This window comes from Streptomyces flaveolus (genome assembly GCF_044765825.1).
Taxonomy (GTDB): Bacteria; Actinomycetota; Actinomycetes; order Streptomycetales; family Streptomycetaceae; genus Streptomyces; species Streptomyces flaveolus.
This window is the reverse complement of record NZ_JBIWKU010000003.1, coordinates 223,699-238,408: the sequence shown is the minus strand read 5'-3', so window position 1 is coordinate 238,408 and position 14,710 is coordinate 223,699. Positions and strand designations below refer to the sequence as shown.

Annotated in this window: 12 protein-coding genes and 2 tRNA genes; 7 read left to right on the top strand and 7 right to left on the bottom strand. The window is 70.7% G+C overall.

Going from position 1 to position 14,710, the window contains the following annotated elements; genetic code table 11:
• The first annotated feature begins 7 nt into the window (after positions 1 to 7).
• Entirely contained in the window at positions 8 to 1,102 is a 1,095-nt protein-coding gene (locus ACIRG6_RS10605) for a YlbL family protein (RefSeq protein ID WP_364820214.1), read from the top strand.
• 45 nt (positions 1,103 to 1,147) lie between these two features.
• Here ACIRG6_RS10605 and ACIRG6_RS10600 read toward each other — a convergent pair whose 3' ends face one another.
• The gene (locus ACIRG6_RS10600; protein WP_189228751.1) at positions 1,148 to 1,690 is read right to left on the bottom strand and encodes a PPA1309 family protein; all 543 of its coding nucleotides are present in this window, start codon (positions 1,688 to 1,690) and stop codon (positions 1,148 to 1,150) included.
• A gap of 163 nt (positions 1,691 to 1,853) precedes the next feature.
• Here ACIRG6_RS10600 and ACIRG6_RS10595 point away from each other — a divergent pair, with 163 nt between their 5' ends.
• The 4 genes from ACIRG6_RS10595 to ACIRG6_RS10580 all read left to right on the top strand — a co-directional run bounded on the left by ACIRG6_RS10595 (position 1,854) and on the right by ACIRG6_RS10580 (position 7,270).
• Positions 1,854 to 4,829: a UPF0182 family membrane protein gene (locus ACIRG6_RS10595; RefSeq protein WP_403322487.1), complete on the top strand. Its 2,976-nt coding sequence runs from the start codon at positions 1,854 to 1,856 to the stop codon at positions 4,827 to 4,829.
• A 49-nt stretch (positions 4,830 to 4,878) separates the two neighbouring features.
• A tRNA-Met gene (locus tag ACIRG6_RS10590) sits at positions 4,879 to 4,952 on the top strand.
• A gap of 230 nt (positions 4,953 to 5,182) precedes the next feature.
• Positions 5,183 to 7,051, top strand: coding sequence for a tetratricopeptide repeat protein (locus ACIRG6_RS10585; RefSeq protein ID WP_403322047.1), 1,869 nt, complete (start codon positions 5,183 to 5,185; stop codon positions 7,049 to 7,051).
• A gap of 145 nt (positions 7,052 to 7,196) precedes the next feature.
• A tRNA-Met gene (locus ACIRG6_RS10580) sits at positions 7,197 to 7,270 on the top strand.
• A gap of 129 nt (positions 7,271 to 7,399) precedes the next feature.
• Here the strand turns inward: ACIRG6_RS10580 and ACIRG6_RS10575 are convergent.
• Positions 7,400 to 7,816 (bottom strand): Fur family transcriptional regulator, encoded by a 417-nt coding sequence (locus ACIRG6_RS10575; protein ID WP_189228749.1) that lies wholly within the window; start codon positions 7,814 to 7,816, stop codon positions 7,400 to 7,402.
• Positions 7,817 to 7,960: 144 nt separating this feature from the next.
• Between ACIRG6_RS10575 and ACIRG6_RS10570 the strand changes: the two genes are divergently transcribed.
• Complete coding sequence (locus ACIRG6_RS10570; protein ID WP_351134758.1) at positions 7,961 to 9,412, top strand: catalase; 1,452 nt, start codon at positions 7,961 to 7,963, stop codon at positions 9,410 to 9,412.
• A 100-nt stretch (positions 9,413 to 9,512) separates the two neighbouring features.
• On the opposite strand, the gene ACIRG6_RS10565 is transcribed toward ACIRG6_RS10570, so the two are convergent.
• Positions 9,513 to 9,920 (bottom strand): CBS domain-containing protein, encoded by a 408-nt coding sequence (locus tag ACIRG6_RS10565; protein ID WP_364675809.1) that lies wholly within the window; start codon positions 9,918 to 9,920, stop codon positions 9,513 to 9,515.
• Positions 9,921 to 10,062: 142 nt separating this feature from the next.
• Positions 10,063 to 10,863 (bottom strand): histidinol-phosphatase, encoded by an 801-nt coding sequence (gene hisN, locus ACIRG6_RS10560; protein ID WP_364820219.1) that lies wholly within the window; start codon positions 10,861 to 10,863, stop codon positions 10,063 to 10,065.
• 344 nt (positions 10,864 to 11,207) lie between these two features.
• On the opposite strand from hisN, the gene ACIRG6_RS10555 reads away from it, so the two are divergent.
• Positions 11,208 to 11,816, top strand: coding sequence for a TetR/AcrR family transcriptional regulator (locus tag ACIRG6_RS10555; protein WP_239762561.1), 609 nt, complete (start codon positions 11,208 to 11,210; stop codon positions 11,814 to 11,816).
• A 12-nt stretch (positions 11,817 to 11,828) separates the two neighbouring features.
• Here the strand turns inward: ACIRG6_RS10555 and ACIRG6_RS10550 are convergent, their stop codons facing one another.
• From ACIRG6_RS10550 to aroA, 3 genes are all read right to left on the bottom strand, one after another.
• Entirely contained in the window at positions 11,829 to 12,152 is a 324-nt protein-coding gene (locus tag ACIRG6_RS10550) for a DMT family transporter (protein ID WP_030145926.1), read from the bottom strand.
• A gap of 126 nt (positions 12,153 to 12,278) precedes the next feature.
• A complete protein-coding gene (gene rsgA, locus ACIRG6_RS10545; RefSeq protein WP_239762562.1) occupies positions 12,279 to 13,292 on the bottom strand; it encodes a ribosome small subunit-dependent GTPase A in 1,014 nt (337 codons plus the stop codon).
• Between the two features lie 12 nt (positions 13,293 to 13,304).
• Positions 13,305 to 14,621, bottom strand: coding sequence for a 3-phosphoshikimate 1-carboxyvinyltransferase (aroA, locus tag ACIRG6_RS10540; RefSeq protein ID WP_239762563.1), 1,317 nt, complete (start codon positions 14,619 to 14,621; stop codon positions 13,305 to 13,307).
• Between the last annotated feature and the right edge of the window lie 89 nt (positions 14,622 to 14,710).

The following is a 14,710-nucleotide window of genomic DNA, read 5'->3' as shown; positions in this document are numbered from 1 at the left end:
TCGTCCCATGCCACGCCGCACCGCGACGATGCTCGCCTCCACCCTGATGCTGATCGCGCTCCTGTGCGCGGGTGTGTTCATCCCCGTGCCCTACTCGGAGATGTCACCGGGGCCGACGGTGAACACGCTCGGGGACCACGACGGCGAGCCGGTGCTGCAGATCTCCGGGCACAAGACGTACGAGACGAGCGGTCATCTGAACATGACCACCGTCCGGGTCACCAGTGCCGACTACCGGATGAACCTCGTGGAGGCCGTCTACGGATGGTTCTCGCACGACAACCGGGTGGTGCCGCACGACACGCTCTACCCGGACGGCAAGACCGAGGAGGAGGCCACCCAGGAGAACGCCGAGGAGTTCAGCCAGTCCCAGGAGAGCGCGAAGGTCGCCGCCCTGAAGGCACTGGACATCCCGGTGAAGTCCTGGGTGATCGTCTCCACGGTCGTCAAGGGATCCCCGGCCCAGGGCAGGCTGCACGCCGGTGACGTGATCCGGGCTGTGGACGGCACGACGGTCAAGGAGCCCGGCGACGTCGCCGACCTGGTGACCAAGCACAAGCCCGGCCAGGACGTCGTCTTCACCATCGTGCCCGCCAAGGAGCAGGCCGCCGCGGAGAAGGAAGGCCGGACGCCGACGAAGACCCAGGAGGTCGCGATCACCACCGCGACCTCCGACGACGCCGGCGAGAAGCGTGCCATCGTCGGGATCAGCGCCGGGACGGACCACACGTTCCCGTTCTCCATCGACATCAAGCTCGCCGACGTCGGCGGACCCAGCGCCGGTCTGATGTTCGCGCTCGGCATCTACGACAAGCTCACGCCGGGCAGCCTCACCGGCGGCACGTTCGTCGCCGGCACCGGGACGATCGACGACGCCGGCAAGGTCGGTCCGATCGGCGGCATCGGGATGAAGACCATCGGCGCGCGGGAGAAGGGCGCCCGGTACTTCCTGACGCCCGCCGACAACTGCGCGTCCGCCGCCGACGACACCCCGGACGGGCTCACCCTCGTGAAGGTGAACACCATCGACGACGCCATCGGCGCCCTCGACGACATCCGCTCCGGGAAGACCGCCGACCTGCCGAAGTGCACGGCCGGGTAGACGGCGCACCGGGCAGCCCGACGGGCCGCCCGGGACCGCTCGGGACTACTCCTCGAAGGTCGCCGTCAGCGCCTGGGCCAGACCGGGCACCAGATCGGAACCCGTGAGGACCTCGGTGGCGGAGTCCTTCTCCCGCAGCCGCAGAGCGGACTCACGGGCGCCGTCACGCAGCACCGCGACCGTCATGCGGACCTCCTGACGGTCCGGGTGCTCGGCCACCCACCGGGTGAGCTTCTCCCCGTCCAGGTCTGCCGGCACCTGGGCCTCGGCGGACGGCGGCAGCATCAGGCGCTCCACGGCCAGCGCGCAGCCGACCACGGCGTCGGGCCAGGCGATGGTTCCGAGGAACTCGTCCAGCGGCTGGTCCGTGGGAATCTCGTCCTGCTCGATCGGGGTGAAGCCGGAGCTCTCCGTCTCCTCCTGCAGACCGAGCCGGTCCGCGAGCGTGGGCTGGTCGGCCCGCAGCCGGGCGGTGTCGACAAGGGCGAAGAGGCGTGCGGGCTGGTCCCAGCCGAGGCCGGAGACGTACTCGTCGATCTCGAGTACGGCCCGGGTGAGGGGGCTCGCTGCCATGGGGGTGTTGGACATGGTCACAATCCTGCCTCGTTCCTGGGCCGAATCGGGAACCGAGTAAACGATGAGTAAGTTGCATAGGTGTGGGCCCACGACGACGGGGGCGCACGGGGGGCCCACGAACCCGAGGGCCTGACGGATCAACAGCGACTTCGAGGTGCGCACCTTGGCTTTCCAGATGCCGGACCGAGGCGGAGGCCCGACGGGGCCACGGATCAGAGTGGGCCGCCCGTCCCGGCGTGTCCGCACCCTGCTGATGACGCTCGGTGTCCTCGCCGTGCTCGGCATGGCGTTCACCATGTTCGCGGGCTTCTGGACGGACTGGCTGTGGTACCGGTCGGTCCATTACTCGTCGGTGTTCACGACCACGCTGTGGACCAAGATCGGTCTCTTCTTCGTCTTCGGCCTGCTCATGGCGCTCGCCGTCGGCCTCAACATCTGGCTGGCCCACCGGCTCCGCCCCCCGTTGAGCGCCATGTCGATGGAGCAGCAGAACCTCGACCGCTACCGGATGGGCATCGCCCCGTACAAGAAGTGGCTGCTGCTCGGCATCACCGCCCTCGTCGGCCTGATCGCCGGCGCCTCGGCCTCCGGCCAGTGGCGGACGTGGCTGATGTGGGTCAACGGCGTGCCCTTCGGGCAGAAGGACCCCCAGTTCAAGCTGGACGTCTCCTTCTACGCCTTCGACCTGCCCTGGTACCGGTTCCTGCTCGGCTTCGGCTTCGCGACCGTGATCATCTCGGTGATCGCCGCCGCGCTCACGCACTACCTGTACGGCGGCCTGCGCGTCACCAGCCCGGGAGCGCGCGCCACGGCCGCGGCCACCGGCCACCTGTCGGTGCTCATCGGCGTCTTCGTCGCCCTCAAGGCGGTCGCGTACTGGCTCGACCGGTACGGACTGGCGGTGAAGTCCAGCGACTTCAAGGCGACCGACAACTGGACGGGCCTGAGGTACGTCGACGCCAACGCCTACCTGCCGGCCAAGACGATCCTGTTCTGCATCGCCGTCATCTGCGCGCTGCTGTTCTTCGCCACCCTGTGGCGGCGAACCTGGCAGCTGCCCGTGATCGGCTTCGGCCTGATGGTGCTGTCGGCGATCCTCATCGGCGGTCTGTACCCGGCGCTGGTCCAGAAGTTCGAGGTGCAGCCCAACGAGCAGGCCAAGGAGGCGCCGTACGTCGAGAAGAACCTCGACGCGACGCGCAAGGCCTACGACATCGAGGGCACCCAGGTCACCGAGTACGCCGGCGAGAGCAAGACCGACGACAAGACCGGGCTCCGTGACGACGTCGACGCGACGGCCTCGATCCGCATCATGGACCCGAACATCATCTCGCCGACGTTCCAGCAGCTCCAGCAGATGCGTAACTACTACGCGTTCCCGAACAACCTGGACGTCGACCGCTACTCCAAGGACGGCAAGGACCAGGACACGGTCATCGGTCTGCGCGAGCTGAACCTGGCCGGCATCCCGAAGAAGAACTGGATCAACAACCACTTCCGCTACACCCACGGCTTCGGCGTGGTCGCCGCCAAGGGCACCCAGGTCGACTCCGAGGGACGTCCGGTCTTCACCGAGTCCGACCTGCCGTCCAAGGGCGACCTCGGGACGTACGAACAGCGGGTCTACTACGGCGAGAAGACCACCACGTACTCCATCGTCGGCGGTCCCCAGAAGGAGATCGACTACTCCGACGACAACGGTGAGAAGACCACCAGCTACAAGGGCGACGGCGGGGTGGACCTGTCCAACCCGATCAACCGGGCCGCGTACGCGGTGGCGTTCAGCGAGCCGCAGATCCTCTACTCCGGCGCCATCGGCGAGGGGTCGAAGATCCTCTACAACCGCACGCCGAAGGAGCGCGTCGAGGCGGTCGCCCCGTGGCTGACCATCGACGGCGACGCCTACCCGGCGGTGGTCGACGGCCGGATCCAGTGGATCGTGGACGCCTACACGACGACGAACGGCTACCCGTACGCCTCCCGTACGACGCTCGGCGACACGACCGCCGACTCGCTGACGGCGCGCAACGACTCGCGCGCGGTGGTGGCCCAGCAGAACCAGGTCAACTACATCCGCAACTCGGTGAAGGCGACCGTCGACGCCTACACGGGCGACGTCAAGCTGTACCAGTGGGACACCCAGGACCCGGTCCTGAAGACCTGGATGAAGGCGTTCCCGAACACGGTCAAGGCCAAGAGCGAGATCTCCGACGCGCTGATGTCCCATCTGCGCTACCCGCAGGACCTGTTCAAGGTCCAGCGCGAGCTGCTCACCCGCTACCACGTGAAGGACGCCACGACGTTCCTCAGCGGCAGCGAGGTGTGGCAGGTGCCGGACGACCCGACCAACAAGTCGGGCGACGCGGTGCCGCCGTACTACCTGAGCATGAAGATGCCCGACCAGAAGCAGCAGGCGTTCTCGCTGACGACGACGTTCACGCCGATCGGACGCGACAACCTCAGCGCGTTCATGGCGGTCGACGCGGAAGCGGGCACCAAGGACTACGGCAAGATCAGAGTCCTGAAGCTGCAGACGAGCACGACGGTGAACGGACCCAAACAGGTCCAGAGCCAGTTCAACTCCGAGCAGGACATCGCCGAGTCCATCAGGCTGCTGAGAGGCGGCGACTCGGAGGTCGAGTACGGCAACCTGCTGACGGTGCCGCTCGACGGCGGGCTGCTCTACGTGGAACCGGTCTATGTGCGCGGCGGCGACCTCAAGTACCCGCTGCTGCGGAAGGTGCTGGTGTCCTACGGCGGCAACACCGCCTTCGAGGACACGCTCGACGAAGCCCTGGACAAGGTCTTCGGGGCGAAGGGTTCGGCCACCGAGCCGCCGGACCAGGGCGACGACACCACCACACCGCCGCCGACGTCCGCCAACCCCACGGTCCGGGACGCGCTGAACGACGCCCAGAAGGCCTTCGAGGCCGGTCAGGAAGCTCTCAAGCAGAACGACTGGACGGCGTACGGCAAGGCGCAGAAGGACCTGGAGGACGCCCTCCAGAAGGCCGAGGACGCGCAGGCCCAGGCCGGCCGTAGCGGTGGCGACAAGAACGGCGACAAGAACCCGGACGCCAAGACCCAGGACGGCAAGGCGAGTCCCGGTCCGACCCCGACCGGCGGCGCCGGCGGGTCGGGTACCGGCTGAGCTGGTCAAACGCCCATCCCGCGCCGTGATACGGTTGTGAACACAACGGCGCGGGGTGGAGCAGCTCGGTAGCTCGCTGGGCTCATAACCCAGAGGTCGCAGGTTCAAATCCTGTCCCCGCTACTGAAGTCGTGAGCTACGTGCGAACGGCAACGAAGGCCCGGATTCCGAAAGGGATCCGGGCCTTTGTGATGTGCGAACGCATGTGCCGATGACGGCGACGGCCGCGCCGGTGGGGGGAGTTGGGGCGATCCGTGTTTGACTTGTCTCCCTGTGGGCATGTCGACAAAACGCTGAAGTGACCTCAATGGCTGCGGTATACCAGGTGTACCCGGGTTGCGGGTGGTGCGACGATGGACGTTATGGGGGAGATGGCAAATCTGTTCGAGACGGGGCGTTTTGTGCAGCCGTCCGGCCGGGAGGAGACCGGGGACGAGGCCCGGGAAGCCGCCGACGAGGCCGCCGAGGAGGTACGCCGGCGGCTCGCCGCCGAGGCCGGTGACGTCGAGGCGATGAGCGTGCTCGGGGCCATGCTGCTGCGCCGTGGTGATCTCGACGGAGCCGAGTCCCACCTGCGTGCCGCCACCGCGGCCGGTGACCGTGCCGCCGCCAACAACCTGGGCGTCCTGCTGCACCAGCGCGGCTATGCCGACGAGGCCGCCGGATGGTGGCGGATCGCCGCCGTGGCCGGGTCCTGTGCGGCCGCTCACGCGCTGGGGCGGCACTTCCGCGAGCGCGGGGACGAACCCGCCGCCGAGTACTGGCTCCGCCAGTCCGCCGAGCAGGGACACGTGCTGGGCGCCTACGCGCTCGCCGACCTGCTGGAGCACCGTGCCGACGCCGCCGGCGCCGAGCGGTGGATGCGGGCCGCGGCCGAGCGGGGGCACCGGGAGGCCGCGTACCGGCTGGCCCGCGCGCTGGACCGGCGCGCCGGGCGGGACCTCGACGGCGACGGCGACGCCGGTGTCATGCGCTCCGTGACCGAGCGGGCCGACCGGGCCGACCGGACCGAAGGGAGCGAGGAGGCCGAGCAGTGGTACCGGCAGGCCGCCGCGCGCGGCCACCGGCGGGCCGCACTGCACCTCGGGGCGATCCTGGAGCGGCGGGGCGAGCTCAGGGAGGCCGGGCGCTGGTACCTGACGTCCGCCAAGGACGGCGAGCCGCGCGCGGCCTGTGCGCTGGGCTTCCTGCTGCGCGACGCCGGGGACACCGAGAGCGCCGCCGTGTGGTGGCTGCGGGCCGCGCAGGACGGCGACGGCAACGCGGCCAACGCGCTGGGCGCGCTGCACGCCGAGCGCGGCGAGCCGCAGACCGCCGAGCGCTGGTACCGGGCCGCGCTGGACGCCGGGGACGACAACGGCGCCTACAACCTCGGGCTGCTCTGCGCCGAGCAGGGGCGCACGGCACAGGCCGAGCAGTGGTACCGGCGTGCCGCGTACGCCGGACACCGGGAGGCCGCGAACGCGCTGGCCATCCTGCTGCTCCGGGGCGGGGACGCGACCGGCGCCGAGCCGTGGTTCTCCAAGGCCGCCGAGGCGGGCAGCGTGGACGCCGCCTTCAACCTCGGCATCCTGCACGCCGGACGGGGCGAGGACCTCGCGGCACTGCGCTGGTACGAGCGGGCCGCCGCCGCCGGGCACACGGAAGCGGCGTTGCAGGTCGGCATGGCGCGGCTGCGGGACGGCGACGAGCCGGAGGCGGAGCGGTTCCTGCGGTGTGCGGCGGGGGGCGGCAGCCCGGAGGCCGCGTACCGCCTGGCCACGCTGCTCGACGCCCGCCGGCCGCCGGCACCCGCGCACGAGCTGGGGGAGCCGGCGCAGGAGAAGACCGAGTGCGAGGAGTGGTACGAGCGGGCGGCCTCGCAGGGCCACCGCCGGGCCCAGGTGCGCGTCGGGATGCTGGCCGCGGCACGGGGCGACGTGGTGGAGGCGGCGCGGTGGTACCGGGAGGCGGCCGAGGCCGGCTCCCGCAACGGCGCGTTCAATCTGGGGCTGCTGCTGGCCCGGGAGGGCAGCGAGCCCGAGGCCGTCGTGTGGTGGCGCCGGGCCGCCGATGCCGGGCACGGGCGGGCGGCGTTGCGGCTCGCGCTGGTGTGTGCGCGGCGGGGGGAGCTGGACGAGGGGCAGCGGTGGGCCGACCGGGCGGTGTCGCTGGGGCCGCAGGAGGTGGCGGAGCGGGCGGCTCGGTTGCGGGACGCGTTGCGGCAGGAGCTGTCGGCGTAGCGCTGCGCCGAGCCGGGCGCGCGTTTCGGGGCGCCGGTACCGGTGCCCGGTGGGGCCCGCGGCCCGCCGCTACGGGGTTGCCGCTGCGCCCAGTAGGAGCGATTTGCTTCTTGTCACGCGGGTGACGTAGTGTTCCATTCATCGACGCGGGGTGGAGCAGCTCGGTAGCTCGCTGGGCTCATAACCCAGAGGTCGCAGGTTCAAATCCTGTCCCCGCTACTGAAGACCGAGGGCCGGAATCCGAAAGGGTTCCGGCCCTCGGTGCGTTCGGCGCGCGAAGCGTCAGCGTGTCAGCGCAGCGCAAGAGCCCCGGCACCCATCGGTGCCGGGGCTCTCGTGCGAGCCGGGTTACGCCGCGGCGCAGTTCGGGCAGGTGCCGCGGTACGTCACCTCGACGTCGGAGACCGTGAAGCCGAAGCGCTCCGTGTCGGGGAGGTCGGCCAGCGGATTGCCGGTCGGGTGGACGTCGCGGATCGCGCCGCACTGCGCGCAGACCAGGTGGTGGTGCGGCCGGTGCGCGTTCGGGTCGTACCGCTTCGCGCGCTTGTCCGTCGCGACCTCCAGCACCTCACCGAGCGAGACCAGCTCGCCCAGGGTGTTGTAGACGGTCGCCCGGGAGATCTCCGGCAGCTTCGTGACAGCCCTGGCGTGCACCTCGTCGGCGGTCAGATGGACATGATCGCCGTCGAGGACCTCGGCCACGACACGTCGCTGCGCGGTCATGCGCCATCCGCGACCACGCAGCCGTTCCAGTAGGTCACTCATACAGACCAGCCTAACAGCAAGGGGGACCAGGTCCCGAACGGGTGTGACTTTGGAGTCTTACTTGACTTAGACATTGTCTATTGTAGGATCGAGAACGGCATTAGCCAAGGGACAGGTTTTACAGGATTGGCGCAGGAGGCGTACGTGACTCAGGGACCGCTTACTACGGAAGCCGGTGCTCCGGTAGCCGACAACCAGAACAGCGAGACCGCGGGCGTCGGCGGCCCCGTGCTCGTCCAGGACCAGCTCCTCCTCGAGAAGCTGGCCCACTTCAACCGTGAGCGCATCCCGGAGCGTGTCGTGCACGCCCGTGGCGCCGGCGCCTACGGCACCTTCACGGTCACCGCCGATGTCACCAAGTACACGCGCGCCGCCTTCCTCTCCGAGGTCGGCAAGGAGACGGAGACCTTCCTCCGCTTCTCGACCGTGGCGGGCAACCTGGGTGCGGCGGACGCCGTCCGTGACCCGCGCGGTTTCGCGCTGAAGTTCTACACCGAAGAGGGCAACTACGACCTCGTCGGCAACAACACCCCGGTGTTCTTCATCAGGGACGCCATCAAGTTCCCCGACTTCATCCACACCCAGAAGCGCGACCCGTACACGGGCTCGCAGGAGGCGGACAACGTCTGGGACTTCTGGAGCCTGTCGCCCGAGTCGACCCACCAGGTGACCTGGCTGCACGGTGACCGCGGCATCCCGGCCTCCTACCGGCACATGGACGGCTTCGGTTCGCACACGTACCAGTGGAACAACGAGGCCGGCGAGGCCTTCTGGGTGAAGTACCACTTCAAGACGGACCAGGGCATCAAGAACCTGACCGCCGAGGAGGCCGAGGTCCTCGCGGGCAAGGACCCCGACTCCCACCAGCGCGACCTGCGTGAGGCCATCGAGCGCGGCGACTTCCCGTCCTGGACGGTCGGCGTGCAGATCATGCCCGTGGCCGAGGCCGCCAACTACCGCTTCAACCCGTTCGACCTGACCAAGGTGTGGCCGCACGCGGACTACCCGATCGTCTGGTTCGGCAAGCTGGAGCTCAACCGCAACCCGGAGAACATCTTCGCCGAGGTCGAGCAGTCGATCTTCTCCCCGGCGCACTTCGTGCCCGGCATCGGCCCGTCCCCGGACAAGATGCTCCAGGGCCGCCTCTTCGCCTACGGCGACGCCCACCGCTACCGCGTCGGCATCAACGCCGACCACCTGCCGGTGAACCGCCCGCACGCCACCGAGGCGCGCACCCACTCCCGTGACGGCTACCTGTACGACGGCCGCCACAAGGGTGCGAAGAACTACGAGCCGAACAGCTTCGGCGGCCCGTTCCAGACGGACAGGGCCCTGTGGCAGCCGGTCGCGGTCTCCGGTGTCACCGGTGACCACGAGACCCCGCGGCACGCCGAGGACAACGACTTCGTCCAGGCGGGCAACCTCTACCGCCTGATGACGGAGGAGGAGAAGGAGCGCCTGGTCGACAACCTGGCCGGTGGCATCTCCCAGGTCTCGCGCGAGGACATCATCGAGCGCGCGATCAACAACTTCCGTCAGGCCGACGGTGACTTCGGCAAGCGGCTGGAGGCCGCGGTCCAGGCCCTGCGCGGCTGACGTCCAGCACTGGACCGCTTGTCGTAGCGGCGGGCCGGATCCCCGGGAACGGGGGTCCGGCCCTTCGTCGTACCGCCCGGCTGCCGTCCGCCGGACGGCGTCAGGCGATCACCGCCGGTGCCTCGCGCTGCCGCCGCACCGGCGCCCAGCAGCGGATGATGTCGCGGACCGAGACGACGCCGACGGGCTCGTCGTGCTCGAGGACGATGAGATGGCGGAAGCCGCCGTGTGCCATCGCCCCGGCGGCCTCCTCCACGGTCCAGGACGGCGCGGCGAACACGACGTCGGTGGTGGTGTGGGCGTGGGCGCGTTCGGTGTCCGGGTCCTGGCCCCGGCCCAGCGAGTTGAGGATGTCGCGTTCGGTGAGGATGCCGATGCCGCCGGCGTCGGGGTCGTGCACCACGGCCGCGCCGACGCGGCGGGCGGACATCAGTGCGGCGGCCTGGCGCAGGGTGTGGGCGGGACCGATGGTGAGGACGATCGAGCTCATGGCTTCGCGGACGAGCATGGGTGGAGCCACCTCCTGCCGGTGATCCATGAGTTAGTTCATGGATTCACAAGTTCACAAGTGGGGGGACTCTCAGAGTGGCAGGTGAAGCAGGGGTCAACAAGGGGGCGCGGAGGGCGAGTCGGCGGGCGTGCGGGGGGACTCAGTAGCGCTGGTTGAGATAGCCGAGCAGTTCGTCGTGGAGCCGGCCGTTGGACGCCGCGGCGTTGCCGCTGTGCGGGCCGGGGCGGCCGTCCAGGCCGGTGAAGGTGCCGCCGGCCTCCGTGACGATGATGGCGTTCGCGGCCATGTCCCACAGGGAGAGCTCGGGTTCGGCGCACAGGTCGACCGAGCCCTCGGCGACCATCATGTACGGCCAGAAGTCCCCGTACGCGCGCGTGCGCCACACCTCACGGGTCAGGTCCAGGAAGCCGTCCAGCCGGCCCTGCTCCTCCCAGCCGCTGAGCGAGGAGTACGCGAAGGAGGCGTCGGAGAGCGCGGAGACCTGGGAGACCTGGAGCCGGGAGGCCGAGGTCAGGCTGCGGCCGGTGAAGGCGCCGTGGTCCTTCACGGCCCACCAGCGGCGGCCGAGGGCCGGGGCGGAGACGAGGCCGACGACGGGCTGGTAGCCGCCCTCGCCGACCTCCATGAGAGCGATCAGGGTGGCCCAGACGGGGACGCCGCGCACATAGTTCTTCGTGCCGTCGATCGGGTCGATGACCCAGCGGCGGGGGCCGGTGCCCTCCGTGCCGTACTCCTCGCCGAGGACGGAGTCGCGGGGGCGGGCCCGGGCGAGGTGGTTGCGGATGAGTTCCTCGGCGGCCTTGTCGGCCTCGCTCACCGGGGTCATGTCCGGCTTGGTCTCGACCTTCAGGTCGAGGGCCTTGAAGCGGTCCATCGTCGCGGCGTCGGCGGCGTCCGCGAGGACGTGGGCGAGGCGGAGGTCGTCGAGGTAGTCCGGCATGCGGCCACGGTATCGGGCGGGGGTGGGGCGGGGCCACCAGGGTTTGCGCGGGGCGTTGCGGGGGCGGGCCGGTGAGCCGGTGTTTGGCGGGGTGCGGGCGTGTCGGTGCGGGGCCGGGGCGAGTGGTGCCGCCCGGCGTGGCGGGGTGCCTCCCCCACTCCCGGCTCCGTCGAGCGGGGGGACACCCCCACCGCGTGGGGGCACCTCCCAGGCCGTTCAGGCACTGGGGGAGGCACGCCTGCCCGTAGCTTCGGCGGCATGGCGGGAGAGTGCACGGCCCCTTGACAGGTGTGGCATACCCGTCAAATCTGGGCGCTGAGTCGCTTCGGCCGAGGGAGGCGATCATGCCTGCAGCCCGGGAGTCCCTGCTCGACGCCGCGTACACGGCGCTGGCGCGCCGGCCGTGGGCCGCTGTGCGGATGGTGGACGTGGCGGCGGCGGCCGGGGTGTCGCGGCAGACGCTGTACAACGAGTTCGGGAGCAAGGAGGGCCTCGGCCGGGCGCTCGTCCGGCGGGAGGCGGACGGGTATCTCGCCGGTGTGGAACGCGCGCTCTCCGCGCTCGGCGACCCACGCGAGCGGCTCACCGCGGCGGCCGAGTGGACGACCTCAGCCGCCGGGCGGAACGCGCTGGTGCGGGCCCTGCTCACCGGCTGCTGGGGTGCGTGGCTGCCGGCCCCCGCGCCGGGGGCCGTACCGTCCTCCTCCGCCGTGCCGGCCCAGCGCCGGGCCGACGGCCCGCTGCCCTCGCCCGGCGACTTCGTGGCGCTCGTCCGCGACCGCGCCGTCGCCGCCCTGTCCGGGCCCGGGGTTCCCCGCGCGGAGGCCGCCGACCTCGCCCGCACCTGCGAGCTCACCGTCCGGCTCGCCCTGTCCTGCGTCGCGGCCCCGCCCGCCGAGGGCGGTGTGTCGGAACTCGTCCGCACCGTCCTGCCACGGCAGTTGGCGCCGTGACGGCCGGACGCGTCAGTGCGCCGAGCCCGACAGCTGAAGCCCGATCACGCCGATGATGACGAAGCTGATCGAGACGATCTTCAGCGTGGAGACCAGGTCGCCCAGGAACACCATGCCGTAGATCGCGGTGCCCGCCGCCCCGATCCCGGTCCACACGGCGTACGCCGGGCCGACGTCGAGCTTCTTCAGCGACATGGTCAGCAGGCCGAAACTGCCCAGCGCGAAGGCGCAGAACGCGATCGTGGGCCAGAGCCGGGTGAAGCCGTGCGACAGCTTCAGACACACGGCGAAGCCGGTTTCGAGCACCCCGGCCACGATGACCAGCAGCCACGCCATGTGTCGTCCTCCCGTGGTCCCGTACCGTGACCGCTTCGTCGATTCATCGGCTTTTGCTCGGCCTTGGATCCGGCTTGGTGCGATTATGCACTTGCCGGTCGCACGGCACGGCAAACAACGCGGAGGTCAGTCGCCCTCCGTCCGTTCCCGCGTCGCCAGCAGCCGGCGCAGCGAGTACAGCCGCGCCGGGTCGGCGTGGCCCTCGGCGACCCACGCGTCCAGCGCGCAGTCGGGCTCGTCGTGACTGCACGCACGCGGGCAGCCCTCGGTGCCGGGCACCAGGTCGGGGAAGGCGTTGATCACGCGGGACGGATCCACGTGGGCGAGCCCGAACGACCGCACGCCGGGGGTGTCGACGACCCAGCCACCCGTCTTCGAGGACAGCGGCAGGGCGAGGGCCGAGGTCGTCGTGTGCCGGCCGCGCCCCGTCACCGCGTTGACGTGGCCCGTGACCCGGCGGCGCTCCTCGGGCACGAGTGTGTTGACGAGGGTCGTCTTGCCGACGCCGGAGTGGCCGACGAAGGCCGTGATCTTGCCGTCCAGATGTTCCCGTACGAGGTCGGCCGCGGCGCCGTTCTCCAGCTCCTCGCGGCTGGTGACGACGTACGGGATGTCCAACGCGCCGTACAGGCCCAGCAGTTCGTCGGGCGGGGCGAGGTCCGACTTGGTCATCACGAGCAGCGGGGTGAGGCCGCCGTCGAACGCCGCGACCAGGCAGCGGTCGATTAGGCGCGGACGCGGCTCGGGGTCGGCCAGGGCGGTGACGATGGCGAGCTGGTCGGCGTTGGCGACGACCACCCGCTCGTAGGGGTCGTCGTCGTCCGCCGTGCGGCGCAGCACCGATGTGCGCTCCGCGATGCGGACGATCCGCGCGAGCGTGTCCTTCGTGCCGGACAGGTCCCCGACCAGGGCCACCCGGTCGCCGACGACCGCCGCCTTGCGGCCCAGCTCGCGTGCCTTCATCGCCATGACGATCCGGTCCTCGACGAGGCAGGTCAGCCGGCCCCGGTCCACGGTGAGGACGAGTCCCTCGGCGGCGTCCTCGTGCTTGGGCCGGATGTGCGTACGCGGCCGGTTGCCCTTGCGGTTGGGGCGGGAGCGGATGTCGTCCTCGTCGGTGTGCTTGCCGTAGCGGCGCATGGCGAACGGTCCCTACGCCCCGAGCATCCCGGCCCACAGGTCGGGGAAGTCGGGCAGCGTCTTGGCGGTCGTCGCCACGTTCTCGATCTCCACGCCCTCGACCGCGAGGCCGATGATCGCGCCGGCGGTGGCCATGCGGTGGTCCTCGTAGGTGTGGAAGACCCCGCCGTGCAGGCGGCGCGGGCGGATGTGCAGCCCGTCGGCGGTCTCGGTGACGTCGCCGCCGAGCTCGTTGATCTCCTTGGTGAGCGCGGCCAGCCGGTCCGTCTCGTGCAGCCGCAGGTGCGCCACCCCGCGCAGGGTCGAGGGGGAGTCAGCGAGGGCCGCGACGGCCGCGATACCGGGGGTGAGCTCGCCGACCTCGCCGAGGTCCACGTCGATGCCGTGCACGGCACCGGATCCGGTGAACACGAGGCCGTAGTCGGTCAGTTCACAGGAACCGCCCATGTCGGTGAAGATCTCGCGCAGCCGATCGCCGGGCTGGGTGGTGCGGGCCGGCCAGTCGGGGATCACCACCTTTCCGCCGGTGACCAGCGCCGCCGCCAGGAACGGCTGGGCGTTCGACAGGTCCGGCTCGATCGTCAGGTCGCGGCCGAGCAGCGCGCCCGGCGTGACCCGCCAGACGTTCGGCTCGCCGCCGGACTCCGGGGTGTCCACCTGCGCGCCGACCGAGCGCAGCATGTCGACGGTCATGCGGATGTGCGGCATGGACGGCAGCGCCGAGCCGGTGTGGCGGACCTCGACGCCCTGGTTGAAGCGCGGTCCGGACAGCAGCAGGGCGCTGACGAACTGCGAGGACGACGACGCGTCGATCTCGACCGGGCCGCCCTCCAGGGCGCCGCCGCCGTGCACGGTCATCGGCAGCGCGCCGCGTCCGTCGTCGTCGACACGGGCACCGAGCGCGCGCAGCGCGTCGATCACCCCGTGCAGCGGGCGCTCGTACGAACGGGGATCGCCGTCGAAGCGGACGGGACCGTCGGCGAGGGTGGCGACCGGGGGGAGGAAGCGCATGACCGTGCCGGCGTTGCCGACGTCGACCGTGGCGGGACCGTGGAGGCCGGCCGGGATGACCCGCCAGAACTCGCCGGTGCCGTCGGGGCCGACGCCCTCCTCGATCTCGACGCCCATCGCGCGCAGTGCCCCGGCCATCAGCAGGGTGTCCCGGGAGCGCAGCGGGCGGCGCAGCCACCCGGGCTCGGAGGCGAGGGCGGCCAGCACCAGGGCGCGGTTGGTGACCGATTTGGATCCCGGCACATGGACGGTCGCGTCGACGGCTCCGCTCGCGTGCGGGGCGGGCCAGAGGGCGGTGTGCGCGGAATTCACGGTCATGGGCCCCACTTTAATGGCTGAAGCCGATCGGAGATTTTGATCAAAGGCGGCGAAATCCGACCGAAACTGCGCCTTGGGAATTGCCGTGC

Bases quoted from the DNA above. Each gene is read 5' to 3' on its own strand.
- ACIRG6_RS10575 (WP_189228749.1), bottom strand. From the start codon at position 7,816: ATGAGTGACCTACTGGAACGGCTGCGTGGTCGCGGATGGCGCATGACC.
- ACIRG6_RS10605 (WP_364820214.1), top strand. From the start codon at position 8: ATGCCACGCCGCACCGCGACGATGCTCGCCTCCACCCTGATGCTGATC.
- rsgA (WP_239762562.1), bottom strand. From the start codon at position 13,292: ATGCGCCGCTACGGCAAGCACACCGACGAGGACGACATCCGCTCCCGC.
- hisN (WP_364820219.1), bottom strand. From the start codon at position 10,863: ATGCCGGACTACCTCGACGACCTCCGCCTCGCCCACGTCCTCGCGGAC.
- ACIRG6_RS10555 (WP_239762561.1), top strand. From the start codon at position 11,208: ATGCCTGCAGCCCGGGAGTCCCTGCTCGACGCCGCGTACACGGCGCTG.
- ACIRG6_RS10565 (WP_364675809.1), bottom strand. From the start codon at position 9,920: ATGCTCGTCCGCGAAGCCATGAGCTCGATCGTCCTCACCATCGGTCCC.
- ACIRG6_RS10585 (WP_403322047.1), top strand. From the start codon at position 5,183: ATGGACGTTATGGGGGAGATGGCAAATCTGTTCGAGACGGGGCGTTTT.
- ACIRG6_RS10600 (WP_189228751.1), bottom strand. From the start codon at position 1,690: ATGTCCAACACCCCCATGGCAGCGAGCCCCCTCACCCGGGCCGTACTC.
- ACIRG6_RS10550 (WP_030145926.1), bottom strand. From the start codon at position 12,152: ATGGCGTGGCTGCTGGTCATCGTGGCCGGGGTGCTCGAAACCGGCTTC.
- aroA (WP_239762563.1), bottom strand. From the start codon at position 14,621: ATGACCGTGAATTCCGCGCACACCGCCCTCTGGCCCGCCCCGCACGCG.
- ACIRG6_RS10595 (WP_403322487.1), top strand. From the start codon at position 1,854: ATGCCGGACCGAGGCGGAGGCCCGACGGGGCCACGGATCAGAGTGGGC.